General features: G+C 72.4%; 19 protein-coding genes. 5 read left to right on the forward strand and 14 right to left on the reverse strand.

Annotated elements, in window-relative coordinates:
• The first annotated feature begins 6 nt into the window (after window positions 1-6).
• Window positions 7-747, forward strand: coding sequence for a GNAT family N-acetyltransferase (locus ACFYM6_RS29425; protein WP_387280713.1), 741 nt, complete (start codon window positions 7-9; stop codon window positions 745-747).
• Window positions 748-979: 232 nt separating this feature from the next.
• On the opposite strand, the gene ACFYM6_RS29430 is transcribed toward ACFYM6_RS29425, so the two are convergent.
• The 5 genes from ACFYM6_RS29430 to ACFYM6_RS29450 form a co-directional block, all read right to left on the reverse strand.
• On the reverse strand, window positions 980-2,356 hold the full coding sequence (locus ACFYM6_RS29430; RefSeq protein WP_387280714.1) for an MFS transporter: 1,377 nt from the start codon (window positions 2,354-2,356) through the stop codon (window positions 980-982).
• Window positions 2,353-2,973, reverse strand: coding sequence for an ArsR/SmtB family transcription factor (locus tag ACFYM6_RS29435; protein WP_387280715.1), 621 nt, complete (start codon window positions 2,971-2,973; stop codon window positions 2,353-2,355). Before ACFYM6_RS29435 ends, ACFYM6_RS29430 begins: the two co-directional genes overlap by 4 nt.
• An 85-nt stretch (window positions 2,974-3,058) precedes the next feature.
• On the reverse strand, window positions 3,059-3,871 hold the full coding sequence (locus tag ACFYM6_RS29440) for a sugar nucleotide-binding protein (protein WP_387280716.1): 813 nt from the start codon (window positions 3,869-3,871) through the stop codon (window positions 3,059-3,061).
• Between the two features lie 98 nt (window positions 3,872-3,969).
• The gene (gene aspS, locus ACFYM6_RS29445; RefSeq protein WP_387280717.1) at window positions 3,970-5,775 is read right to left on the reverse strand and encodes an aspartate--tRNA ligase; all 1,806 of its coding nucleotides are present in this window, start codon (window positions 5,773-5,775) and stop codon (window positions 3,970-3,972) included.
• 202 nt (window positions 5,776-5,977) lie between these two features.
• Window positions 5,978-7,033, reverse strand: coding sequence for a S1 family peptidase (locus ACFYM6_RS29450; RefSeq protein WP_387280718.1), 1,056 nt, complete (start codon window positions 7,031-7,033; stop codon window positions 5,978-5,980).
• Between the two features lie 246 nt (window positions 7,034-7,279).
• Between ACFYM6_RS29450 and ACFYM6_RS29455 the strand changes: the two genes are divergently transcribed.
• Entirely contained in the window at window positions 7,280-8,107 is an 828-nt protein-coding gene (locus ACFYM6_RS29455) for a GDSL-type esterase/lipase family protein (RefSeq protein WP_387280719.1), read from the forward strand.
• A 56-nt stretch (window positions 8,108-8,163) separates the two neighbouring features.
• On the opposite strand, the gene ACFYM6_RS29460 is transcribed toward ACFYM6_RS29455, so the two are convergent.
• Window positions 8,164-8,637: a winged helix-turn-helix transcriptional regulator gene (locus ACFYM6_RS29460; RefSeq protein WP_387280720.1), complete on the reverse strand. Its 474-nt coding sequence runs from the start codon at window positions 8,635-8,637 to the stop codon at window positions 8,164-8,166.
• Between the two features lie 56 nt (window positions 8,638-8,693).
• Here ACFYM6_RS29460 and ACFYM6_RS29465 point away from each other — a divergent pair, with 56 nt between their 5' ends.
• The gene (locus ACFYM6_RS29465) at window positions 8,694-9,203 is read left to right on the forward strand and encodes a PaaI family thioesterase (RefSeq protein WP_387280721.1); all 510 of its coding nucleotides are present in this window, start codon (window positions 8,694-8,696) and stop codon (window positions 9,201-9,203) included.
• Between the two features lie 190 nt (window positions 9,204-9,393).
• Here the strand turns inward: ACFYM6_RS29465 and ACFYM6_RS29470 are convergent, their stop codons facing one another.
• The 3 genes from ACFYM6_RS29470 to ACFYM6_RS29480 are packed head-to-tail and all read right to left on the reverse strand — an operon-like array spanning window position 9,394 to window position 12,498.
• Window positions 9,394-10,329 carry an acyl-ACP desaturase gene (locus tag ACFYM6_RS29470; protein WP_387280722.1) on the reverse strand — a complete coding sequence of 312 codons (936 nt, stop codon included), beginning with the start codon at window positions 10,327-10,329 and terminating at the stop codon, window positions 9,394-9,396.
• A 51-nt stretch (window positions 10,330-10,380) separates the two neighbouring features.
• The gene (gene hisS, locus ACFYM6_RS29475; protein WP_387280723.1) at window positions 10,381-11,721 is read right to left on the reverse strand and encodes a histidine--tRNA ligase; all 1,341 of its coding nucleotides are present in this window, start codon (window positions 11,719-11,721) and stop codon (window positions 10,381-10,383) included.
• 57 nt (window positions 11,722-11,778) lie between these two features.
• Complete coding sequence (locus ACFYM6_RS29480) at window positions 11,779-12,498, reverse strand: MBL fold metallo-hydrolase (RefSeq protein ID WP_387280724.1); 720 nt, start codon at window positions 12,496-12,498, stop codon at window positions 11,779-11,781.
• Window positions 12,499-12,759: 261 nt separating this feature from the next.
• Here ACFYM6_RS29480 and ACFYM6_RS29485 point away from each other — a divergent pair, with 261 nt between their 5' ends.
• Together ACFYM6_RS29485 and ACFYM6_RS29490 are read left to right on the forward strand one after the other, a co-directional pair.
• Window positions 12,760-13,611: a peptidylprolyl isomerase gene (locus ACFYM6_RS29485; RefSeq protein ID WP_387280725.1), complete on the forward strand. Its 852-nt coding sequence runs from the start codon at window positions 12,760-12,762 to the stop codon at window positions 13,609-13,611.
• Window positions 13,612-13,672: 61 nt separating this feature from the next.
• On the forward strand, window positions 13,673-14,512 hold the full coding sequence (locus ACFYM6_RS29490) for a peptidylprolyl isomerase (RefSeq protein ID WP_387280726.1): 840 nt from the start codon (window positions 13,673-13,675) through the stop codon (window positions 14,510-14,512).
• A gap of 169 nt (window positions 14,513-14,681) precedes the next feature.
• On the opposite strand, the gene ACFYM6_RS29495 is transcribed toward ACFYM6_RS29490, so the two are convergent.
• The 5 genes from ACFYM6_RS29495 to yajC form a co-directional block, all read right to left on the reverse strand.
• Window positions 14,682-17,135, reverse strand: coding sequence for a RelA/SpoT family protein (locus tag ACFYM6_RS29495; RefSeq protein WP_387280740.1), 2,454 nt, complete (start codon window positions 17,133-17,135; stop codon window positions 14,682-14,684).
• Window positions 17,136-17,352: 217 nt separating this feature from the next.
• Window positions 17,353-17,919: an adenine phosphoribosyltransferase gene (locus ACFYM6_RS29500; protein WP_073835843.1), complete on the reverse strand. Its 567-nt coding sequence runs from the start codon at window positions 17,917-17,919 to the stop codon at window positions 17,353-17,355.
• Window positions 17,920-18,060: 141 nt separating this feature from the next.
• On the reverse strand, window positions 18,061-19,251 hold the full coding sequence (gene secF / locus ACFYM6_RS29505) for a protein translocase subunit SecF (protein WP_387280727.1): 1,191 nt from the start codon (window positions 19,249-19,251) through the stop codon (window positions 18,061-18,063).
• A gap of 1 nt (window position 19,252) precedes the next feature.
• Complete coding sequence (gene secD / locus ACFYM6_RS29510; protein WP_387280728.1) at window positions 19,253-21,145, reverse strand: protein translocase subunit SecD; 1,893 nt, start codon at window positions 21,143-21,145, stop codon at window positions 19,253-19,255.
• Between the two features lie 223 nt (window positions 21,146-21,368).
• A complete protein-coding gene (yajC, locus tag ACFYM6_RS29515) occupies window positions 21,369-21,716 on the reverse strand; it encodes a preprotein translocase subunit YajC (protein WP_387280729.1) in 348 nt (115 codons plus the stop codon).
• Window positions 21,717-21,771: the final 55 nt, after the last annotated feature.

Here is a 21,771-nt window from a genome sequence, read left to right on the forward strand (position 1 = left end):
GGCCGCATGATCACTGCCGACCAGGTCCTGGTGGGTCGGGATGCGCTGCTCGCCGCCGCCGGCCACCACCCGTACGTCCGGCATGCCCTGTGGCGGGGCCACGAGGCGCGCGGTTGGCGGCGGGACGGTGCGGTGGGCTGGCTGCTGCCGCCGGGCCGGGGCCCGGCCGCCGAGGCGCTCGGGGCGTTGGGGCCGGCGCTGGACGCCTGCGCCGGCCTGGTGGCGGACGGGACCCTGCAGGCCGGGCAGTGGCTGCACCTGCCCCGCACGTCACCGGAGGAGCTCGCCGGCCGGCTGACCGCGGCCCGCCTCCACGACTGGGACTTCCTCTGGACCGCCACCCCGCCGTCGCGGCAGGCGGAGGAGGAGCGGGTGGTCCGTCTCACCGAGGCCGACCACCCGGCCCTGGCCGCGCTGATCGAGGCGTCCTTCCCCGCCACCACCACCCGTCCCGGCGACCCGCGGGTCGTCGACTGGTACGGCATCCGTGACGGTGACCGCCTGGTGGCCTGCGGGGCCGACCGCAGCCGGGGTGACATCGGTTTCCTGGCCGGGCTGACCGTGGCTCCCGACCGCCGGGGCCGTGGCCTCGGCGCGACGCTCACCGCCGGAATGACCCGCGCCCTCTTCGCCCGGTACGACCACGTGGCGCTCGGCGTCTACCCGGACAACGTCGCCGCGATCCGGCTCTACCGTCGCCTCGGCTACACCGGCACCGAGCCCCGAAGCTCCGTCCAACTCGGCTGAGGGCGCCCGCACGACCTGCCTGCGCGGGCGCCGCCACGCGCTGTCCCGGCCCCCCGGCACCGCCAGGTCGCCGACCCGGGGGCATCCCCACCCACTCGACACCGCCACCTCGCCGACCTGGCGTCCCGGCCCGCCTGACGCCCGCAGATCGCCGAGTTGGCGGCGGTCGGGCGCGGTGGACACCGCCAGGTCAGCGACCTGGCGGTGTCCCGACCGGGCGGCCTCAGGCACGTCAGCCCGCCCGGACCGTGCCAGCCGTCGGGGCGACCGGCGCGTCGCCGACGGGCGCCGCCGGCACCGGGCCGACGCCCGGAAGGCCCGGGCCGGAGGCGGGATCGCCCGGGCCGGAGGCGGTCTCCTCCGCCACGCTGCGGGCGGACCGGCTGGCACGCCAGGCCGGCAGGTAGAGCGGGGCGGCCAGCGCCAGCACCACCGCGCCGACCAGCATGGCGAGGCTGACGCTGCTCCGGTCGGCCACCGTGGTCAGGACCACCGCGCCGAGCGCGCCCGCCGGCTGGGCCATCATCGAGTTCAGCGAGAGCACGCTGGTCCGGTACGGCCCATCGACCTGCCGGTGCAGCAGCCCCATGTGCAGCGGGTTGGACGCACCGTGGATGGTGTAGCAGGCCAGGTAGGCAATGAGCACGCCGACCGGGCCGGCGAGCAGGCCCATCCCGACCACGGTGACGCCCTGGAGTACCCGCATGAGGGCGGCGGCGGGCGCGGCGCCCAGCCGGCGCAGCAGGAACGGGGTGAGCGCGGCGCCGGCCGCGTTGGCCAGCCAGGCCGCCGAGCCGGCGGGGCCGAGCAGGGCGGCGGCGCGGTCGGCGCTGCCGACCACCTCGGAGAGGCGTACCGGCAGCAGGGACTCGAAGGTGACCATGCCGAAGCCCCAGAACAGCTCGACGGCGATCAGGGCCAGCAGCACCCGGGAGCGGCGCAGCAGGCCGATCGCCTGCCCCACCATCCGGGGCGCGTCGACCATCGAGGCGCGCAGCGCGGCAACGCCCTTGGCCGGCCGGGTCTCCACCAGCAGGACCAGCAGCGCGACCAGCGACACGGCCTGCAGGACGAGGGCCACCAGCACGGGCAGGGTCAGCGCGCTGACCGGTCCGACCGGGCCGAGCGCGATCAGGCCGCCGCTGAGCAGGGCACCGGCGCCGATGGCCAGGCCGATGACGGTGCCGGCGTAGCCGAGGCCTCGCTCGTACTCGGCGTCCGGATCGGCGGCCAGGGTGGTGTCGACGTACCAGGACTCGAGGGGGCCGCTGTCCAGCGCCCGGTAGACGCCCTGCAGCGCCCAGACCAGGAAGAAGAGCCAGAACGAGTCGGCCACCGCGAAGAGTGCCAGCGAGATCAGGCAGGTCACCCCGGCGGTGACGAGCACCGGCTTGCGGCCGAGCGCGTCGGCGAACCCACCGGTCGGCAGCTCCAGCGCGAGGACGACCAGTCCCTGCGCGGTGGCGACCAGGCCGATCTGGGACAGCGACAGGCCCCGCTCCTGCATCAGCAGGATCATCACGGGCATCAGCAGGCCGCTGGGCAGCCAGCGCAGCCCGTAGAGGGTGAGGTAGCGGAACCGGACCTGGCGTACGGACAGGGTGCTCATCGCTCCTCCTCGGACGGCGGGTCGGCGAGCCGCAGGTCCGCCAGCAGCGGCAGCGCGGCGAGGAAGATCTGCACCTGCTCGGCACCGGGCTCCGTGGGGTCGGCCTCCGCGCGGTAGCGGTCGAGGATCTGCCACACCTCGGTCTGCAGCGCCGCAAGTCGGGTCGACGGGATGGTCATGAAGATGTCACCCATGCCGAACGCGTCCCGCCAGGCCGGGGACCACTCGTGCTGGACGGCGAGCCACTTCTCGGCGTGCTCGACGAAGTGCCGCACCTGGTTCCCCTGGATCCAGTCGATCGCGGCGCGGGCGTCCGGGTCGTCGTCGAAGTCGGTCGGCTCCCAGTTGGTGACGTCGTGCGCGGCCCGCCAGAACCGCTGCCGGCCGGTGCCGAGATCGGGGTCCTCGGCGACCAGCCCGACCTCGGCGAGCTGGCGCAGGTGGTAGCTGGTCGCCCCGGTGTTGGTGCCGAGCAGCTCGGCGAGGCGCGTGGCGGTGGCGGGTCCCTTCACCCGCAGCGCCCCGAGCAGTCGGGTCCGCAGCGGGTGCGCCAGGGCGCGTACCTGCTGATTGTCGAGCCGCACCTCGCGCGGTGCCGGCTTCCTGTCGTTCCCCATGGATGCACAATATCTGTGCACACTTTCTATGCACAAGAGTTGTGCACAGAAAGTGTGCATGATCCGACAGTTGGCGCGGTGACGCTCAGGAAGCGAGGAGTTCGGTGACGCCGCGCAGCCGGGTACGGAGCAGCCCGACGGCGCGGGAGGAGTCGAGGCGTACCTCGGCGGGGCGCTGCACGCCGGCGGCGACGGCGGTCGTGGTGTTCAGGCCGACCGGGTCGAGCCCGGACCGCCGGGCGACCAGGAGGCCCAGCTCGGCGCGGCTCACCGGGTCCGGGCCGGCCACGTTGAGCAGGCCGGCGTACCCGGAGGACACCAGCTCCAGCACGGCGGCGGCGAGGTCCACCACGTCGATCGGGCAGCGAACCTCGTCGGTGAAGAGGGTCGCCCGGCCGGCGAGCGCGTCGCGGCAGAGCTGGATCTGCTTGCTCCCCTCCCCCACGATCAGCGAGGTACGCACCAGCGCCGCGCCCGGGTCGATCGCCCGGACCGCGGTCTCCGCCGCCGCCTTCGCCGCCCCGTACGCGTTCACCGGGGTGGGCACGTCGTCGTCGAGGTACGGCGCCGGGCGCCCGCCGTGCAGCGCGTCGCTGGACAGGTGCACGAGCCGAGCGCCCACCTCGGCCGCCGCGGCCGCGACGTGGGCCGCCCCGTCGGCGGTGACCGTCCAGTCGTCGTAGCGGTAGGGGGTGGCGACGACGGCGTCGGGGCGTACCTCGGTGAGCAGCGCGCGGACGGCGGACCGGTCGGTGACGTCGAGCCGGCGGGCGGCCACGCCCGGCACCGCGACGGCGGCCGAGTGCCAGGTGCCGACCACCCGCTGTCCCGCCGCCACCGCCTGCCGACACACCTCGGCGCCGAGGAAGCCGCTGGCCCCCACCACGAGCAGCGTCACGCCGTCCACCTCTCCGACTCGTCGATCATGAGGTTAGCGGGGCGACACGCCGAAGCGGTGCCCGCCAACCTCATGATCAACGGCGCGAAGCATCGGGATCAGGTCGGGTCGGCGACCGGCGCCACCGGGCCCGCGGTGCCGGCGTGCGCACCGGTGGCGGCCTTCGGCTTGGCGTCGACGCCCGCCTCGGCGCGCTGCTGCGCGGTGATCGGCGTGGGCGCGCCGGTCAGCGGGTCGAAGCCACCCCGGGTCTTCGGGAAGGCGATGACCTCGCGGATCGAGTCGGCGCCGGCCAGCAGCATGCAGATCCGGTCCCAGCCGAAGGCGATGCCGCCGTGCGGCGGCGGGCCGTACTTGAACGCCTCCAGCAGGAAGCCGAACTTGTCCTGTGCCTCCTCCGGGGTGATGCCGAGCAGGTCGAAGACCCGCTGCTGCACGTCGCCCCGGTGGATACGGACGGAGCCGCCGCCAATCTCGTTGCCGTTGCAGACGATGTCGTACGCGTAGGCCAGGGCCCGGTCGGGCGCCTCCTCGAACCGGTCCACCCAGTCGGCGTTCGGCGAGGTGAACGGGTGGTGCACGGCCGTCCAGCCGCCCTCGTCGGTGCGCTCGAACATCGGCGCGTCGACCACCCAGCAGAACGCCCAGGCGGTCTCGTCGATCAGGTTGGCCCGCTTGGCGATCTCGATCCGGGCGGCGCCCAGCAACTCCTGCGCCTCGCGGGTGTTGGTGCTGGCGGCGAAGAAGACGGCGTCGCCCGGCTTGGCGCCGACGGCGTCGGCCAGCCCGGCCAGGTGCGCCTCGGAGAGGTTCTTGGCCACCGGGCCGCGCGCCTCGCCGGTCTCCGCGTCGAGCACCACGTACGCGAGGCCACGGGCGCCCCGCGCCTTGGCCCAGTCCTGCCAGCCGTCCAGCTCCTTGCGGCTCTGCGCCGCGCCGCCCGGCATCACCACCGCGCCGACGTAGCCGCCCGCGTCGATGGCGCCGGCGAACACCCGGAACTCGGTGCCGCGCAGGTAGCCGGTCAGCTCGGTCAGCTCGACGCCGTAGCGCAGGTCCGGCTTGTCCGAGCCGTAGCGGGACATGGCGTCGTGCCAGGTGATCCGGGGGATGGGCCGGGGGATCTCGTGGCCGGCCAGGTCCGACCAGAGCGCCGAGACGATCGCCTCACCGAGCTCGATGACGTCGTCCTCGGTGACGAAGGACATCTCGATGTCGAGCTGGGTGAACTCCGGCTGCCGGTCGGCGCGGAAGTCCTCGTCCCGATAGCAGCGGGCGATCTGGTAGTACCGCTCCATCCCGCCGACCATGAGCAGCTGCTTGAACAGCTGCGGCGACTGCGGCAGCGCGTACCAGCTGCCGGGCTGGAGGCGGACGGGGACCAGGAAGTCGCGGGCGCCCTCGGGGGTGGAGCGGGTCAGGGTGGGGGTCTCGATCTCCAGGAAGTCCCGCTCGTTCAGCACGGTGCGGGCGAGCTGGTTGGCCCGCGAGCGCAGTCGCATCGCCTTGGCCGGACCGCTGCGGCGCAGGTCCAGGTAGCGGTACTTGAGCCGGATGTCGTCGCCGGCCTCGATCTGGTCGTCCACCGGCAGTGGCAGCGGCGCGGCCTCGGAGAGCACCTCCAGCTCGCTCGCGGTCACCTCGACCTCGCCGGTGGGCAGGTCCGGGTTCTCGTTGCCCGCGGGGCGGCGGGTCACCTCGCCAGTGACCTTCACGCAGAACTCGTTGCGCAGCGCGTGCGCGTCCTCCTCCCGGAAGACCACCTGGACCACGCCGGAGCCGTCGCGCAGGTCGACGAAGATGACACCGCCGTGGTCGCGCCGGCGGGCCACCCACCCGGCGAGCGTCACCGTCGAGCCGGCGTCCGCGGCGCGCAGGCTTCCGGCGTTGTGGGTACGGATCACGGCTTGCGTCTCCTCATCTGCGGTACACGTCTGCTCCCCGCATTCTGTCAGGGCGCCCCGGTCCCCACCGCCACCGGGCGCGGTTGCGGACCGGGGAAGGGCCCTTTCCTGACGCGGGTGCCCGGCCCCGCACGCCCGACCGCAGACGCGGAGAGCGGGCCGCCGGAGGCCGGCGACCCGCTCTGCGCGGTGTCGGTCAGGGTCAGATGATGCTGACGCCGTAGACGCTCATCGGCTCGGTGACCGGCTGGAAGTAGGTCGTGCCGCCGGTGCGGCAGTTGCCGCTGCCACCGGAGGTGAGGCCGACGGCGCTGCTGCCGCTGAACAGCGAGCCGCCGCTGTCGCCGGGCTCGGCGCAGACGTTGGTGCGGATCAGGCCGGAGACGCTGCCCTCGGCGTAGTTGACGGTGGCGTTCGTCGCCTGGACGCTGCCGCCCCACAGACCGGTGGTGCTGCCGGAGCGGGTCACGCTCATGCCGACGTACGCGTTGGCGGCGCCGGTGACGTCCCGGTAGGTGCCGTTCCAGAGGTAGACGTTGCCGGCCGCGTTGGCGGAGTTGCTGTGCCGGACGATGCCGTAGTCGTTGCCCGGGAAGCTGGTGCCCGCGCGGGTGCCCAGGACGCTGGTCTGGCCCGAGTTCGAGTACCAGGTCGAGGCGATGTTGGTGCAGTGTCCGGCGGTCAGGAAGTAAACGGTGCCGGAGCTGCTGCGGACGTTGAAGCCGAGCGAGCAGCGACCGCCGCCGGCGGCGTAGATCGCCTGGCCGCCGGAGATCCGGGTGCTCAGCACGCCGGGCTCGGCCTCGATCCGGACCGTGCCGCCGGTGCGGGCGGCGGCGGCCTTGACCCGCTCCAGCTTCGCGCCGGTGACGGTGCTGTCCACCGAGACCACGACCTGGTTGGTGGCCGGGTCGACCCACCAGGCGGTGCCCGGGATCTTGGCGGACCGCTCCAGCTCGGCGGTGGCGGCCTTGAGCTTGTCGGCGCCCCGGGTGACGAGCTTCGGGGTGGCGCCGGCGGCGCGGACCTGGCGCGCGGCCGCGGCGTCGGTCACCGCGATGACCATCTTGCCGCTGCCGTCGGCGTACGCGCCGGCGGCGCGGTCACCGAGCTTCTCGGCCAGGGTGGCGGCGGCGTCGGGGGACGCGGGCGAGGCGGGGGCCGCCTGGGCGGGTGCGCCGAGCAGCGAGCCCGTGACCAGGGTGCCGGCCACGGCGACGGCAGCGGCGCGAAGGAGCGAGGACCTCGTGGGTCGCATGTAACAACCTCCAAGGAGGGGGTGACGGACGCCGTCATACCGACGCGCCCGAGGACAACCCGGCCGACCTGGGGGAACCGGCCGGGTGACCAAAGTATTCACACATTTAAGATCCTGCGCAAGGCGGCACTTTGCCCGAATTGGCCCCGCCGGAAAAGCAACCAGTACGCAACATTGTGGACACAGAACGTCATCTATACCATCGGACCACCGCAGCACGCCGGCACCCGTGATCCGGAGGCCACCATGACCCTCGTCCGACGCGCGCTGGCCACCCTCGCCAGCGCCACCGCCCTCGTCCTGCTCGCCGCCACCCCCGCAGCCGCCGCCGGCCCGCCGCCGAACTCGATGGCCAGCCTGGGCGACTCGATCACCCGCGGCTTCAACGCCTGCGGCTGGTACGTCGACTGCACCGCACGGTCGTTCAGCACCGGCACCGATGCCGGGGTGAACAGCCACTACCTGCGGATCCGCGCGGTCAACCCGGGCATCCACGGCCGCAACCACAACGACGCGAAGACCGGCGCCACGTCCGCCGACATGTACGGCCAGGCGGGCACGGCGGTCAGCCAAGGCGTCGAATACGTGACCATGCTCATCGGCGCCAACGACGCCTGCACCAGCTCGGAGCCCACCATGACCCCGGTGGCCACCTTCCGGGCCAACATCGACAGCGCGCTCACCCGGATCAAGGCCGGCCTGCCGAATGCCCGGGTCGCCGTGCTCAGCATTCCGGACATCCACCGGCTCTGGTACGTGGGCAAGGACAGCTCCAGCGCCCGTAGCGCCTGGTCGGCCTTCGGCATCTGCCAGTCCATGCTGGCCAACCCGACCTCGACCAGCCAGGCGGACGTGGACCGGCGGGCCCGGGTCCGGCAGCGGGTGATCGACTACAACACCCAGCTCGCCCAGGCCTGCGCCGCGTACGGGGCGAACTGCGACTTCGACGACAACGCGGTGTTCAGCTACCCGTTCGTGCTGAGCCAAGTCTCTGGCTGGGACTACTTCCACCCGAACACCAGCGGGCAGGCGGTGCTCGCCAGCGTCTCGTACGCCAACGGCTTCGGCTGGTAGTCCCTCCCCCGCCCGGTGCGCGGCCCCGTCCGGTGGTCCGCGCGCCGGGTCGCGCCTCAGGTCCGGCGGCGCGCTCCCGGTCCGGGGCGGGGTAGCACGTCGCGCGGTTCGGTCACCTCGTGCCCCTCGGCGCAGCGCAGCGCGACCCGGACCTCGGCCCCGCAGTCTCGGTGGGTGACGGTCAGCGGCGAGCCGTCCGGATCGGCCAGGTAGCGGTCGCCCCAGCCGAGCACCGCCACCAGCACCGGCCACAGGTCCAGCCCCTTGTCGGTGAGCCGGTACTCGTGCCGCATCCGGCTGCCCGGCTCCCGGTACGGCACCCGGCGCAGCACACCCTGCTCGACCAGCATGGCGAGCCGGTTGGTGAGCACCTGCCGGGGAATGCCGGTGCGGACCCGCATGTCGTCGAAGCGGCGTACGCCGTTGAAGACCTCGCGGAGCACGACCAGCGTCCACCGCTCGCCGAGGATGGCCATCGCGCGGGCGATGGTGCAGTTCTCCACCGACCAGTCCAGTGCCGCGGGTCTCATGCCGACCAGGCTAGGTCTGATTGACAGACTCAGCAACGCGCTGCGAGGCTGGGTCCATGACACAGACGCAGGACCGCAGCCGCACCTTCTCCTGGTCCGACCCGCTGGCCGGAGCCGCGCACGTCGGTCGGCGTAGCGGCCTGGAACTGCTGCGCGCGATGATCGCCGGGGAGCTGGCCGCGCCGCCGATCATGCACCTGATCGACATGGCCCGGATGGCGGCGGACGAGGGCCGGGTCACCGTCGAGCTGGTGCCGCAGGAGTTCCACTACAACCCGCTCGGCACGGTGCACGGTGGAGTCATCTCCACCCTCCTCGACACCGCCGCCGGGTGCGCCGTCCACAGCACGCTGCCGGCCGGCGTCGGCTACACCTCGCTTGACCTGAACGTGAAGTTCCTCCGGCCGGTCACGGTCGACAGCGGCCGGCTGCGCTGCGCGGGCACCGTGCTCCAGCGCGGCCGGCGTACCGCCCTGGCCGAGGCGCGCCTGACCGACACGAAGGACCGCCTCATCGCCCACGCCACGTCGTCCTGCCTGCTCTTCCCGCTCGACGCCCCCGTCTGACCCGGCGGGCACATCCGTCCGCGCCGCCTCGCCCCGCCCGCGCCGCCGCCATGGCCACACTTCCCGGAAAGGGTGGCCATGGCCCTCGGCATGAGCCCTCTTTCCCGGAAACTGCGCCCTCGTCGAGGCGAGGCGAGGCGGGTGCGGCAGGGCGAGGCGGGCGGAGAAGGGGCAGCGGGCGGGAGTGGGGTCAGCGGGCGAGGGTGAGACGGGCGGCGCGGGCGGCGCGCTTCTCCTCGAAGCGGACCGCCTGGACCTCCAGGGTCTCGAGGTGGGCGGCGATCTGGTCGCGGGCGGCCTCGCCGTCGGCGTCCAGCCCGGTCGCCTCGAAGAGGTTCCACTGCCGCAGCACCGGAACGACCACCTCGTCCCGGTGCTGGCGCAGGTCGTAGATGCCGGCCAGGGCGATGGCCACCGACTTGCGGGCGAAGCCCTCGATACCGACGCCCGGCATCTGGAAGTCGGCCAGCACGTCCGCGACCGCCCGCATAGCCTGGCTCGGCGCCAACTCGAAGGCCGCGCCGAGCAGGTTGCGGTAGAAGACCATGTGCAGGTTCTCGTCGGCCGCCACCCGGGCCAGCAAAGCCTCGCAGGTCGGGTCACCGGTGGCCCGACCGGTGTTGCGGTGCGAGATGCGGGTGGCCAGCTCCTGGAACGAGACGTACGCCAACGAGTGCAGCACCTCGTCGCCGTGCGTGTTGTGGTAGCCGGCCGACATGTGCACCATCCGGGCCCGCTCCAGCGCCACCGGGTCGACCGCCCGGGTCACGGTGAGGTAGTCCCGGATCGCGGTGCCGTGCCGCCCCTCCTCGGCGGTCCACCGGTGCACCCAGGTGCCCCACGCCCCGTCCCGACCGAAGAGGGTGGCGATCTCGTGGTGGTACGAGGGCAGGTTGTCCTCGGTGAGCAGGTTGACGATCAGCGCGGTCCGGGCCACCTCGGGCAGCGTGGAGTCCGTCTCCGCCCACGGTTCCCCGCCGAGCGGGCCGTCGAAGGTACGCCCCTCGCTCCACGGCACGTACTCGTGCGGGAACCACTCCTTCGCCAGCGACAGGTGCCGGTCGAGGTTCTTCTCCACCACAGGTTCGAGTTCGAGGAGGAGGGCGGTCTGGCTGAGCACGGTCACGAGGTTCTCCCTACGGTGGCGTAACTTACGCCACCGTAGGTCGAAACCTCGTCAGGCGCCAGTCGAGGCCGGTCCGACCAGCGGCTTCAGGTCCGCCCGGGGCGGCATCCACTCGCCCGCCGCCGCGGCCACCTGCTCGCCCGAGCGGATGTCCTTCACCTGGTCGCCCTCGCCGCCGGGGAACCAGACGTACGGGATGCCGCGCCGCTCGGCGTACCGGATCTGCTTGCCGAACTTGGCGGCGCTGGGCGACACCTCCGTGGGGACGCCCCGGGAGCGCAGCGCCTCGGCGACCTGGTTGCTCGCCGGCCGCTCCTCCTCGGTGGTGACCGCGACCAGCACGCAGGTCGGCACGCTGCGGGAGACCGACAGCGCCTCCGCGCCGAAGAGCAGGCCCAGCAGGCGGGTCACCCCGATCGAGATGCCCACCCCCGGGAAACGGACGTTGCCCGAGCTGGCCAGGTTGTCGTACCGGCCGCCGGAGCAGATCGAGCCGAACCGCTCGTAGCCGATCATCTGCGTCTCGTAGACCGTGCCGGTGTAGTAGTCCAGGCCGCGGGCGATGCGCAGGTCGGCGACGCAGAGGCCGGGCGAGTGCGCGGCGGCGGTCTCCACCACCGCGACCAGCTCCGCGATGCCCTCGTCCAGCAGCGGGTCGCTCACCCCGAGGGCGCGCACCGCGTCGGCGAAGGAGGCGTCCGGCGCGGAGATCTCGGCCAGGGCCAGGCACGCCTTGGCCTGCGCCTCGCTCGCCCCGGCGGTCTGCGCCAGCAGCTCGGCCACCCGGGTCGGGCCGATCTTGTCGAGCTTGTCGACTGCGCGCAGCGCCGCCTCCGGGTCGGTCAGCCCGATGCCCCGGTAGAAGCCCTCGCAGATCTTGCGGTTGTTGACCTGGATCCGCACCGGCGGGATCGGCAGCGAGCGCAGCGCGTCACCGATCACCAGCGGCATCTCGGCCTCGTAGTGGGCCGGCAGGGTGTCCCGGTCGACGATGTCGATGTCGGCCTGGAGGAACTCGCGGTAGCGCCCCTCCTGCGGCCGCTCCCCCCGCCACACCCTCTGGATCTGGTAGCGGCGGAACGGGAACTGCAGCTTGCCGGCGTTCTCCAGCACGTACCGGGCGAACGGCACGGTCAGGTCGAAGTGCAGGCCGAGCGCGTCGTCGCCGGTCGCCCCCTCCGGGTCGGCCTGGAGCCGGCGCAGCACGTAGACCTCCTTCGAGGTCTCCCCCTTGCGCAGGAGCTGGTCCAGCGGCTCGACCGAGCGGGTCTCCAGCGGGGCGAAGCCGTACAGCTCGAAGGTGGCCCGGATCCGGTCGAGGACGAACTGCTCGATCATCCGCTGGGCGGGCGTCCACTCCGGGAAGCCGGAGATGGGCATGGGCTTGCTCATGGCGTACTCCTTGAATCCGCGCCAACAGCGCGGTGCGGGCGTGGGCCGCGGCCGGGGCTACAGGCCGCGGGTGGGCGCGGCCGGGCGCGCGGCGCCGGTCTCCGCCACCTCGATGAGGTACGGGTTGGTCGCGCGCTCGCGGCCGATGGTGGTCGCGGGGCCGTGGCCGGGCAGCACGACGGTGTCGTCGGCCAGCGGGAGGACCTTCTCCCGGAGGCTGGCCAGCATGCGGGGCATGCTGCCGCCCGGCAGGTCGGTGCGGCCGATCGAGCCGGCGAAGAGCACGTCACCGGAGAGGCAGATCTGCTCGGCCTCCCAGGGCGAGCCGGCGCCGGGCAGGCGGAACAGCACCGACCCGCCGGTATGGCCGGGCGCGTGGTCGACGGTGATCTCCAGGCCGGCGAGGCTGAGCGTGACGCCGTCGGTCAGCTCGGCCACGTCCTCCGGCTCGGCGTACGGCAGCCGACCGCCGAAGAGCTGGGTGAGGTCCATGGAGAGCGCCTTGGCCGGGTCGGCGAGCAGCTCCCGGTCGTCCGGGTGGACGTAGGCGGGGATGCCCCGCGCGCCGCAGACCGGCGCCACGGAGAAGGTGTGGTCGAGGTGGCCGTGGGTGAGCAGCACGGCGGCCGGGTGCAGGCGGTGCTCGGCGAGCACGGCGTCGAGTCGGTCGAGCACCCCGATGCCGGGGTCGACCACCACGCACTGCTCCCCCGGCGCGGTCGCCACCACGTAGCAGTTGGTGCCGAAGGCGTCCGCGGGAAAGCCGGCCACGAGCACGTCCGCTCCCCTTCCGTTCGAGTCGTCGTCCCCGTCAGCAGCCTAGTCGCCCCGGCCACCGGGTTCCGTCGACCCACTCGTCCCATCGACCCCGCCGGACCCACCGACAAACGTCCGATAGGCCTCTGCCCCGACCTCGTACACCACTTTCCCAGTCGGTACCCGTACACTCTGGCGGGCGTGTGGCGTGGCGCACCTTCCGCCGGACGGCCGGACGGCGCCCCCGCGGGCGAGGACCAGGGTAGAGGAAGGGGAGCACGGGTGGCTTCCAGCAGGGACCGGCAGCGCAAACTGGCGCGGGCCAAGCTCGACCGGCAGCTCGCCCGGCGGGCCGCCGCCGCGAAGCGTCGCCGGCAGATCCAGGCCGGCGTCGGCACCGCGATCGTGCTCGCGCTGATCGTGGTCGGTTCGGCCTGGGCGCTCGGCGCGTTCGACTCGAAGCCGGAGCCGAAGGCCGCCGAGGACGTCTGCGCCTGGACCCCGCAGGACGCCGGTGCCAACACCAACCTCAAGGACGTCGGCACGCCGGCCACCACCGGGCTGCCGACCGCCGGCACGCGGAGCATGACGGTCACCACCAACCAGGGTGCCCCGATCACGGCCGAGCTCGACCTCACCGCGGCGCCGTGCGCGGCGGCGAGCATCTCGTTCCTGGCCGGCAAGGCGTTCTACGACAACACCAAGTGCCACGAGATCACCGCCGAGGGCGCGCTGCGCTGCGGCGACCCGAGCGGCACCGGCATCGGCGGCCCGGCGTACTCGTTCTACGACGAGAACGTCCCGGCCGCCCCGGAGCCGAGCCCGTCCGCCTCGCCGGCCCCGAGCGAGCCCCCGGCGTACCCGAAGGGCACGGTCGCCATGATCGCCAGCCCGCCGGGCGCCAACGGCAGCCAGTTCCTGATCTTCTTCAAGGACTTCAACCCGGACAAGCCGGCCTACCCGGTCATCGGCAAGGTCACCGGTGGGCTCGACGTGGTGGAGAAGATCGGTGCCCTGGAGACCGTGGACAATGGGAGTGGGGCCAAGGTCAAGCCCAAGACGGACGTGGTGATCCAGAGCCTCACCGTCGGCGAGCCGAACGCCGCGCCGGTGGCGAGCCCCAGCGCCGGCTGACCCGGCGCCCCACCCGAACAGCAGCGGCAGCGCCGCACGAAGAGCACCGTAAGGAGTGACCGTGACGTCCACGAGGGAGCGGCAGCGCGCGGCGGCGCGGGCCCGACTCGAGCGGGAGATGGCCGAACGCGCCGGCAGGGCCCGCAAGCGCCGGCAGACGCAGGCCATCGTCGGCGCCGCGGCCGTGCTGGTGCTCGTGGTCGCCGGCACCGTCTGGCTGGCCACCTCGCTCGGCGGCGACAAGAAGCAGAACACGGCTGCCAACACCGAGGGCTACGCCCAGTGCGCCTACGCCGAGGTGCCCAAGGAAGCCCGGTCCAAGCAGATCAAGGACGTCGGGCTGCCCGCGAACCAGCAGGACAACAAGGGCACCCAGACGATGACGATCGACACCAACCTGGGTGCGATCACCGCCAAGATCGACCGGAGCAAGGTGCCCTGCACCGCCGGCAGCTTCACCCACCTGGCCAGCAAGGGCTTCTTCGACAACACCAAGTGCCACCGGCTGGTGACCCAGGGCATCCAGGTGCTGCAGTGCGGCGACCCGAGCGCGACCGGCAACGGCTGGCGGGAGACCGACGGCACCGGCGGCCCGAGCTACAATCTGGCCGAGGAGAACCTGCCCACCGACAAGCGGCCGCCGTACCCGGAGGGCGTCATCGCGATGGCCAACTCGGGCCAGCCGGGCAGCACCGGTAGCCAGTTCTTCATCGTCTACGGCGACTCCCAGCTCGACCCGAACTACACCGTGCTGGGCACCATCACCGGCGGCATGGACGTGGTCAAGCAGGTCGCGGCGGCCGGCGACGACGGCGCCTTCGCCCAGCAGGCCGGTGGCGGCCACCCCAAGAAGGAGGTCGTCATCAACAAGCTGGCGATGAGCGACATCCAGGGCGGCTGACCCCGTACGACGCACACGGAAGCGGGGGGGGGGGGGGGGCGGCGGGGGGCGGGGCCGGGGGGGGGGGGGGGGGGCCCCCCCCCCCCCCCGCGCGGGGGGCCCCCCCCCGCCCCCCCCCGCGCCCGCCCCCCCCGCCCCCCCCCGGCCCCCGCTTCCGTGTGTCGGTGTCTCAGGCCCCCGACGTCACCCGGTAGGCGTCGAAGACCCCGTCGACCTTGCGGACCGCGGCCAGCAGGTGCCCCAGGTGCTTCGGGTCGGCCATCTCGAAGCTGAACCGGCTCACCGCCACCCGGTCCCGGGTGGTGGTGACGGTGGCGGAGAGGATGTTGACCCGCTCGTCGGAGAGCACCCGGGTGACGTCGGTCAGCAGCTTGTGCCGGTCCAGCGCCTCCACCTGGATGGCGACCAGGAACGTCGAGGCGGAGGTGAGCTTCCAGTTCACCTCGACCACCCGCTCGCTCTGCGCCTTGAGGTCCTCGGCGTTGGCGCAGTCGTCGCGGTGCACGCTCACCCCGCCGGAGCGGGTGACGAAGCCGAACACGGCGTCCGGCGGTACCGGCGTGCAGCAACGGGCCAGCTTGATCCATACGTCGCTGACGCCCCGGACCACCACGCCCGGGTCGTGACTGCTGGACCGGCTGCGCGGCGGCCGGGTGGCGACGGCCGTCTCGGCGATGTCCTCGGCCGCGCCCTCCTCGCCGCCGTACGTGGCCATCAGCTTCTGCACCACCGACTGGGCGGAGACCTGGCTGTCGCCGACCGCGGCGTAGAGTGAGGCGACGTCGGCCAGGTGCAGATCCCGGGCGATCGCCATCAGGTTGTCGGAGGTGAGCATCCGCTGCAACGGCATGCCCTGCTTGCGCATCGCCTTGACGATGGCGTCCTTGCCGGCCTCGATCGCCTCCTCGCGCCGCTCCTTGTTGAAGTACTGGCGGATCTTGGTGCGGGCGCGCGGGCTCTTGACGAAGCCGAGCCAGTCCTGGGTCGGGCCGGCCGTGTCGGACTTCGAGGTGAAGATCTCGATCACGTCGCCGTTGGAGAGCGTCGACTCCAGCGGCACCAGCTTGCCGTTGACCCGGGCGCCGATGCACTTGTGCCCGACCTCGGTGTGCACCGCGTATGCGAAGTCCACCGGCGTCGACCCGGTCGGCAGCGGGATGACGTCACCCTTCGGGGTGAAGACGTACACCTCCTGGCTGGACAGGTCGAACCGGAGCGCGTCGAGGAACTCGCTCGGGTCGGCCGCCTCCCGCTGCCAGTCGAGCAGCTGGCGCAACCAGGTCATCTCGTCGATGTGCGCCGGCGGGCCGACGATCTGGGTGCCCTTGTGCTCCTTGTACTTCCAGTGCGCGGCGATGCCGAACTCGGCGGTGCGGTGCATCGCGTACGTGCGGATCTGCATCTCCACCGGCTTGCCGGTGGGCCCGATGACCGTCGTGTGCAACGACTGGTACATGTTGAACTTGGGCATGGCGATGTAGTCCTTGAACCGGCCGGGCACCGGCTGCCAGTTGGCGTGGATGACCCCCAGCGCCGCGTAGCAGTCCCGCACCGTGTCGACCAGGATCCGCACGCCGACCAGGTCGTAGATGTCGTTGAAGTCGCGACCCCGCACGATCATCTTCTGGTAGATCGAATAGAGGTGCTTCGGCCGCCCGGTGACCTCCGCCTTGATCTTGGCGGCCTTCAGGTCGGTACCGACCTTCTGGGTCACCTGGCGCAGCAGCGCCTCCCGCTGCGGCTGGTGCTCCCCGATGAGGCGGTTGATCTCCTCGTACCGCTTCGGGAACAGCGTGCCGAAGGCGAGGTCCTCCAGCTCCCACTTGATGGTGTTCATACCGAGGCGGTGCGCCAGAGGGGCCAGGATCTCCAGCGTCTCCTTCGCCTTCTGCTCCTGCTTGGGCCGGGGCAGGAAGGTGAGGGTACGCATGTTGTGCAGCCGGTCGGCCAGCTTGATCACCAGGACCCGGGGGTCCTTGGCCATGGCGACGACCATCTTGCGGATCGTCTCCGCCTTGGCCGCGTCGCCGAGCTTGACCTTGTCGAGCTTGGTCACGCCGTCGACCAGCAGGGTGACCTCGGGACCGAAGTCGGCCCGCATCTGGTCGAGGGTGTATTCCGTGTCCTCGATCGTGTCGTGCAGCAGCGCCGCCACCAGGGTGGTGGTGTCCATCCCGAGGTTGGCCAGGATCGTCGCCACCGCCAGGGGATGGGTGATGTACGGGTCGCCGGACTTGCGGTACTGACCCGAGTGCCAGCGCGCGGCGGTGTCGAACGCCCGTTGGAGCAGCCGGGCGTCGGCCTTCGGGTGATTCTCCCGGTGGGTGGCGATCAGCGGCTCGAGCACCTCGCTGACCTGCGAGGTCTGCCACGGCGCGTTGAACCGGGCCAGCCGGGCACGCACCCGGCGGCCGGTCGGGGCGTTGGAGAGCGCGAAGCCACCGCCGGGGGACGGTTCACCCGCGTCGGTCCGCAACGGCACCACGACCGCCCCGGACGACGCACCGCCGTCCGTCCTGGCGTCGGGCCCGCCGCCGGAGCCGGTCGCCCGGGCCGGCGGGTTGCCGCTCCGCTCGGTCACCGAGCCGTCCGCGTCGCCTGTCGGGTGCACCGTGCCCTCCACCGGAGGGACGACATCGTGGGACACCGGCCTCCTCACCGCTCGCCGGGGTGCGCCGACCGTCCGGCCGACGTCCAGTACAACCGGCCCGGGGGCCGGCGTTGTTCCGCGCCGACCCGCCACCCCGCCCGGTCGGCAAAGGGCAATGCTACCCGTACGCAGGGTCCCCCGCCCCTCCGCCGGTCGGACCGCGCCGGGGCGGCCCGACCGGTCCAGGGGGTCAAACGGTCAGCAGGGCATGGACCGGACGCGGGGCGAGCCGCTCCCGGCCCTTGAGGAAACCCAGCTCCAGCAGCACGGTGAAGCCTGCGACCGTGCCGCCGGCCCGCTCGACCAGGTCGAGGGTGGCCTCGGCCGTCCCGCCGGTGGCGAGCACGTCGTCCACCACCAGGACCCGGTGGCCGGCGGTGAAGGCGTCCTGGTGCACCTCCAGGGTCGCCTCGCCGTACTCCAGCGCGTACGAGGCGGCGTGCGTCGCGCGGGGCAGCTTGCCGGCCTTGCGCACCGGCACCACGCCCACCCCGGACGCGTACGCGATGGCCGCGGCGAGCACGAACCCGCGCGCCTCGATGCCGGCCACGGAGTCGAACGAGTCCCGCCCGTGGTACGCGATGATCCCGTCGATCACCTCGCGGAAGACGGCACCGTCGGCGAAGAGCGGCATCAGGTCCTTGAACATGACCCCGGGCTGGGGGAAGTCCGGCACGTCCAGCACCCGGCTGGCGACCAGCTGGGCGACCTCGGGGCCGCTGTCTCCCCGTACCCCGGTGGTGTGGGTCTCCGTCACGGTACGTCCCATGTCCCTTCGAAACGACGACGGCGTCCGCCATGCTGCTCGCACAGCATGACGGACGCCGTCCGGTCGATTCCTACCGGGTGTCCCCGGGCAGGTCGGCGACGCCGGCGCGCCGCCGGAAGGTTGCCCCGGTCAGCGGCGCTTGGCGCCGCCCGGCCGGTTGCCTCCGCCGCCGGAGCGGCCGCCGCGGGCACCGGTGGGACGCTTGCCGGCCGGCCGGGCGCCCACCTTCGGCGCGGCGCCGGCGAGGGCTGCCGCCTCCGGGTCGATGGCGGCGCCGTCGCCGGCCGCCACGGCCCGCGGCGCGCCCTTCGGGGCGACCTCGCCCCGGGCGATCGCGCCGCGCCGGGCTAGCACCCGCTTGTTGTGCGCGCTGATCCGCGGATCCTGGTTCTTCATCAGCACCAGCAGCGGGGTGGCCAGCAGGATCGAGGTCAGGAAGGCGACGGCCATACCGACGAAGAGCACCAGACCGAGGTCCTTGAGCGTGCCGGCGCCGAGCAGGCCCGCCCCGATGAACAGCAGACCACCGACCGGCAGCAGGGCGACCACCGAGGTGTTCAGCGACCGCATGAGGCTCTGGTTGAGCGCCAGGTTGGACGCCTCGCCGTAGGTCATGTTGTTGTTCGCGGTGATGCCGCGGGTGTTCTCCTGGACCTTGTCGAAGACCACCACCACGTCGTACAGCGCGAAGCCCAGGATGGTGAGGAAACCGATGATCGTCGACGGGGTGACCTCGAAGCCGACCAGCGAGTAGATGCCGGCGGTGAGGCCCAGGTTGGTCAGCAGCGAGGCGATCGCCGCGGCCGCCATCCGCCACTCGAAGCGCAGGACCAGGTAGACCGCCACCACCGCGACGAAGATCAGCAGGCCGAGCAGCGCCCGGGAGGTGACCTGGCTGCCCCAGGCCTCGGAGACCTGGCTGCCGCTGATCTGGTCGGCGTTGATGCCGAACTCCTGGGCCATCTCGGTCTTGACCGCGTTGGCCTGGTCGGCGCTGAGCTGCGAAGTGCGCATCTCGTAGTACTCGCCGCTGGTGCTGCCGACCTTCTGCGCGGTGACCACCTCGACGCCGCCGCCCTTGGCCGCCAGCGCCGCGTTGACCTTCTCCTCGGCCTGGTCCAGGGTGCCGACGCTCGCCGGCACCTGGAAGGAGTTGCCACCGGCGAACTCGATGCCGAGTTTGAAGCCCTGGATGGCGAAGCTGAGCACGGCGACCAGCACCAGCACACCGGCGACGCCGAACCACAGCTTGCGCCGGCCGACGATGTTGAGATCGGCCTCGCCCCGGTAGAGCCGGGACGCCAGACCAGTCTTAGCCATCTCAGGCCTCCTTGACGCGCGGGTTGCGGGCGGTGGCCTGCTCGGCCGACCGGGCCGGCAGGGCCCGGCCGAGACCGCTGACCCGCGGGGACAGGAACGCCCGGGTCCGGGCGAACATCGTCATGATCGGGTGACGGAAGAGGAAGACGACGACCAGGTCGAGGACGGTCGCCAGGCCGAGCGCGAAGGCGAAGCCCTTCACCGCGCCGACCGAGACGAGGTAGAGCACCACGGCCGACATCAGGGTGATGGCGTTCGCCGAGATGATCGTCCGACGGGCCCGGATCCACGCCCGCGGCACCGCGCTGCGTGGGCTACGTCCCTCCCGGATCTCGTCCTTGAGCCGCTCGAAGTAGATGACGAACGAGTCCGCCGCCACACCGAGCGAGACGATCATGCCGGCGATGCCGGCGAGGGTGAGGGTGAAGCCGATCGACCGGCCGAGCACCACCAGCGCGCCGAAGACCAGCAGCGCGGAGAGCACCAGGCTCAGGAAGATGACCGAGCCGAGCAGCCGGTAGTAGAAGAACGAGTAGATGATGACCAGCAGCATGCCGATGCCGGCCGCGAGCAGGCCCGCCTTGAGGTGGCTGTCGCCCAGGGTCGCGGTGACGTTCTGCGCTTCAGCCTGGTTGAAGGTCACCGGCAGCGCGCCGTAGCGCAGCTGGCTGGCCAGCTGGTTGGCGGTCTTGCTGTCGAAGCTGCCGCTGATCTGGGAGTCGCCGGTCAGCACGCCCTGGATCTCCGGGGACGAGATGATCTCGTTGTCCAGCACCACGGCGACCCGGCACTTGCCGTCCTGGCCGAGCGCGGTCTGGTCGCAGGCCTGGCCCTCGTTGTTGAACGACTCACGGGTCAGCGCGGTCCACTTCTCCTGACCCTTGCCGGTGAAGTTCAGGCTCACCACCCAGGAGCTGGTCTGGTCGAGCTGCGCGGACGCGTTCTTGACGTCGGTGCCGACCACCTTGGCCTTGTCCAGCAGGTACTTGGCGCCGGACTCGCAGGCGACCGCCTGCTGGTTCTCGTCCTTGATCGACGCCGGCGGCCGCTTGTCGAGCTGGGCGCAGGTGATGGTCGGGACGTTGTACTGCATGTCGACCGGCAGCACCGCGATCTCCTGCGGGGCGAGGGTGCCGAACGGCTTGAGCTTCTCGGCCAGCGACGGATCCGCCGTGACATCGGCCGGGGCCTTCAGGCCGGTGGCGGCGGACCAGGCGGCGGCGCCGACCTTCTGCTCGACGGCCTTGCGCTGCTCCTCGATGCTCTGCGGCACCGGGACGGCGCTGGCGGACGGCGCGGCGGCGCTCGGCGAGGCCGACGGGGTCGGCGCGGCGGCGCTGGCGCTCGGCGTCGGGACCATGCCGCCCTGCCCACCGGCGCTCGGCGACGCGGTCGCCTGCGGCGCGGCGCTGCCGGATGGGGCAGGGGCGGCGCTGCCCGACGGGGCCGGGGTGGCGCTGGCGCTCGGGGCCGGGGCGACGGTGGCGCCGCTGCCGTCGGTGGCCTTGAGGACCTTGCGGAAGCGCAGCTCGGCGGCGCTGCCGACATCGGTCAGGTCCCGGTTCTGGCCGGGCAGGGAGATGACGATGTTGCGGTTGCCCTCGGTGACCACCTCGGCCTCGGCCACGCCGTACGCGTTGACCCGGTTCTCGATGATCTGGCGCGCCTCTTCGAGGTTGGCGGCCGTCGGGGGCTTGCCGTCCACGCTGTTGGTGGCCTCCAGCGTCACCCGGGTGCCGCCGATCAGGTCCAAGCCGAGCCGAGGCTCCAGCCGGTCCTTCCAGCCACCGCTGGCGCCGCCAGAGAAGAACACCAAAAGATAGAGGACGACGAAGACGAGCCCGAGCACGGCGAGCTGCCGTCCGGGGCGCATCTGTCCCTGAGGTGGTGCCACGGCTGTCCTGTCTCCCTGTACGGTCGCGCCGCTGAGCAGCGGCGACGAATGTCGGGCCGGGGGTGTCCGCCCGACGGCTCTGACGGGTCGACGCCGCCGGCCGACACGCCTCCCGGTTACGACGCGGCGGCGCCGGCCGGAATTCCCGTGCGTGTCGGCGCCGGGCGCCGACCCAACTATCCACTTGTGCGGGTGAATCCGCTGCCCCGTCCGGGGCTGGCGGTCACTCCTTGACGGTCTCCACGTCCTCGGCGGCCGGCTCGATCGTCTCGGGGCGCTCGGCCTGCTTGACCACCCGGGCGACGGCCGGGCGCGCGAACCGGGTCTGCACGCCCGGGGCGATCTCCAGCAGGACCGTCTCGTCCTCGACGGCGGTGACCGTGCCGTGGAGCCCACCGATGGTGACGACCTCGTCGCCCGGGCCGAGCGCGGACTGCATCTGCTCAGCCTCGCGACGCCGCTTCTGCTGGGGGCGGATCATCATGAAGTACATGACCCCGAAAAGCAGAGCGATCATGAGGATCGGCGTCAGACTGCCGGCTCCCCCGCCACTCGCTGCTGCGTAAAGCACGGTTGTTGACCTTCCCATTGGCCTCCCGACCGGCACGAGGGGCGCCGGAGCGGAG

The sequence above is a fragment of the Micromonospora sp. NPDC006431 genome (genome assembly GCF_042870725.1).
In the GTDB taxonomy this organism is placed as follows: domain Bacteria; phylum Actinomycetota; class Actinomycetes; order Mycobacteriales; family Micromonosporaceae; genus Micromonospora.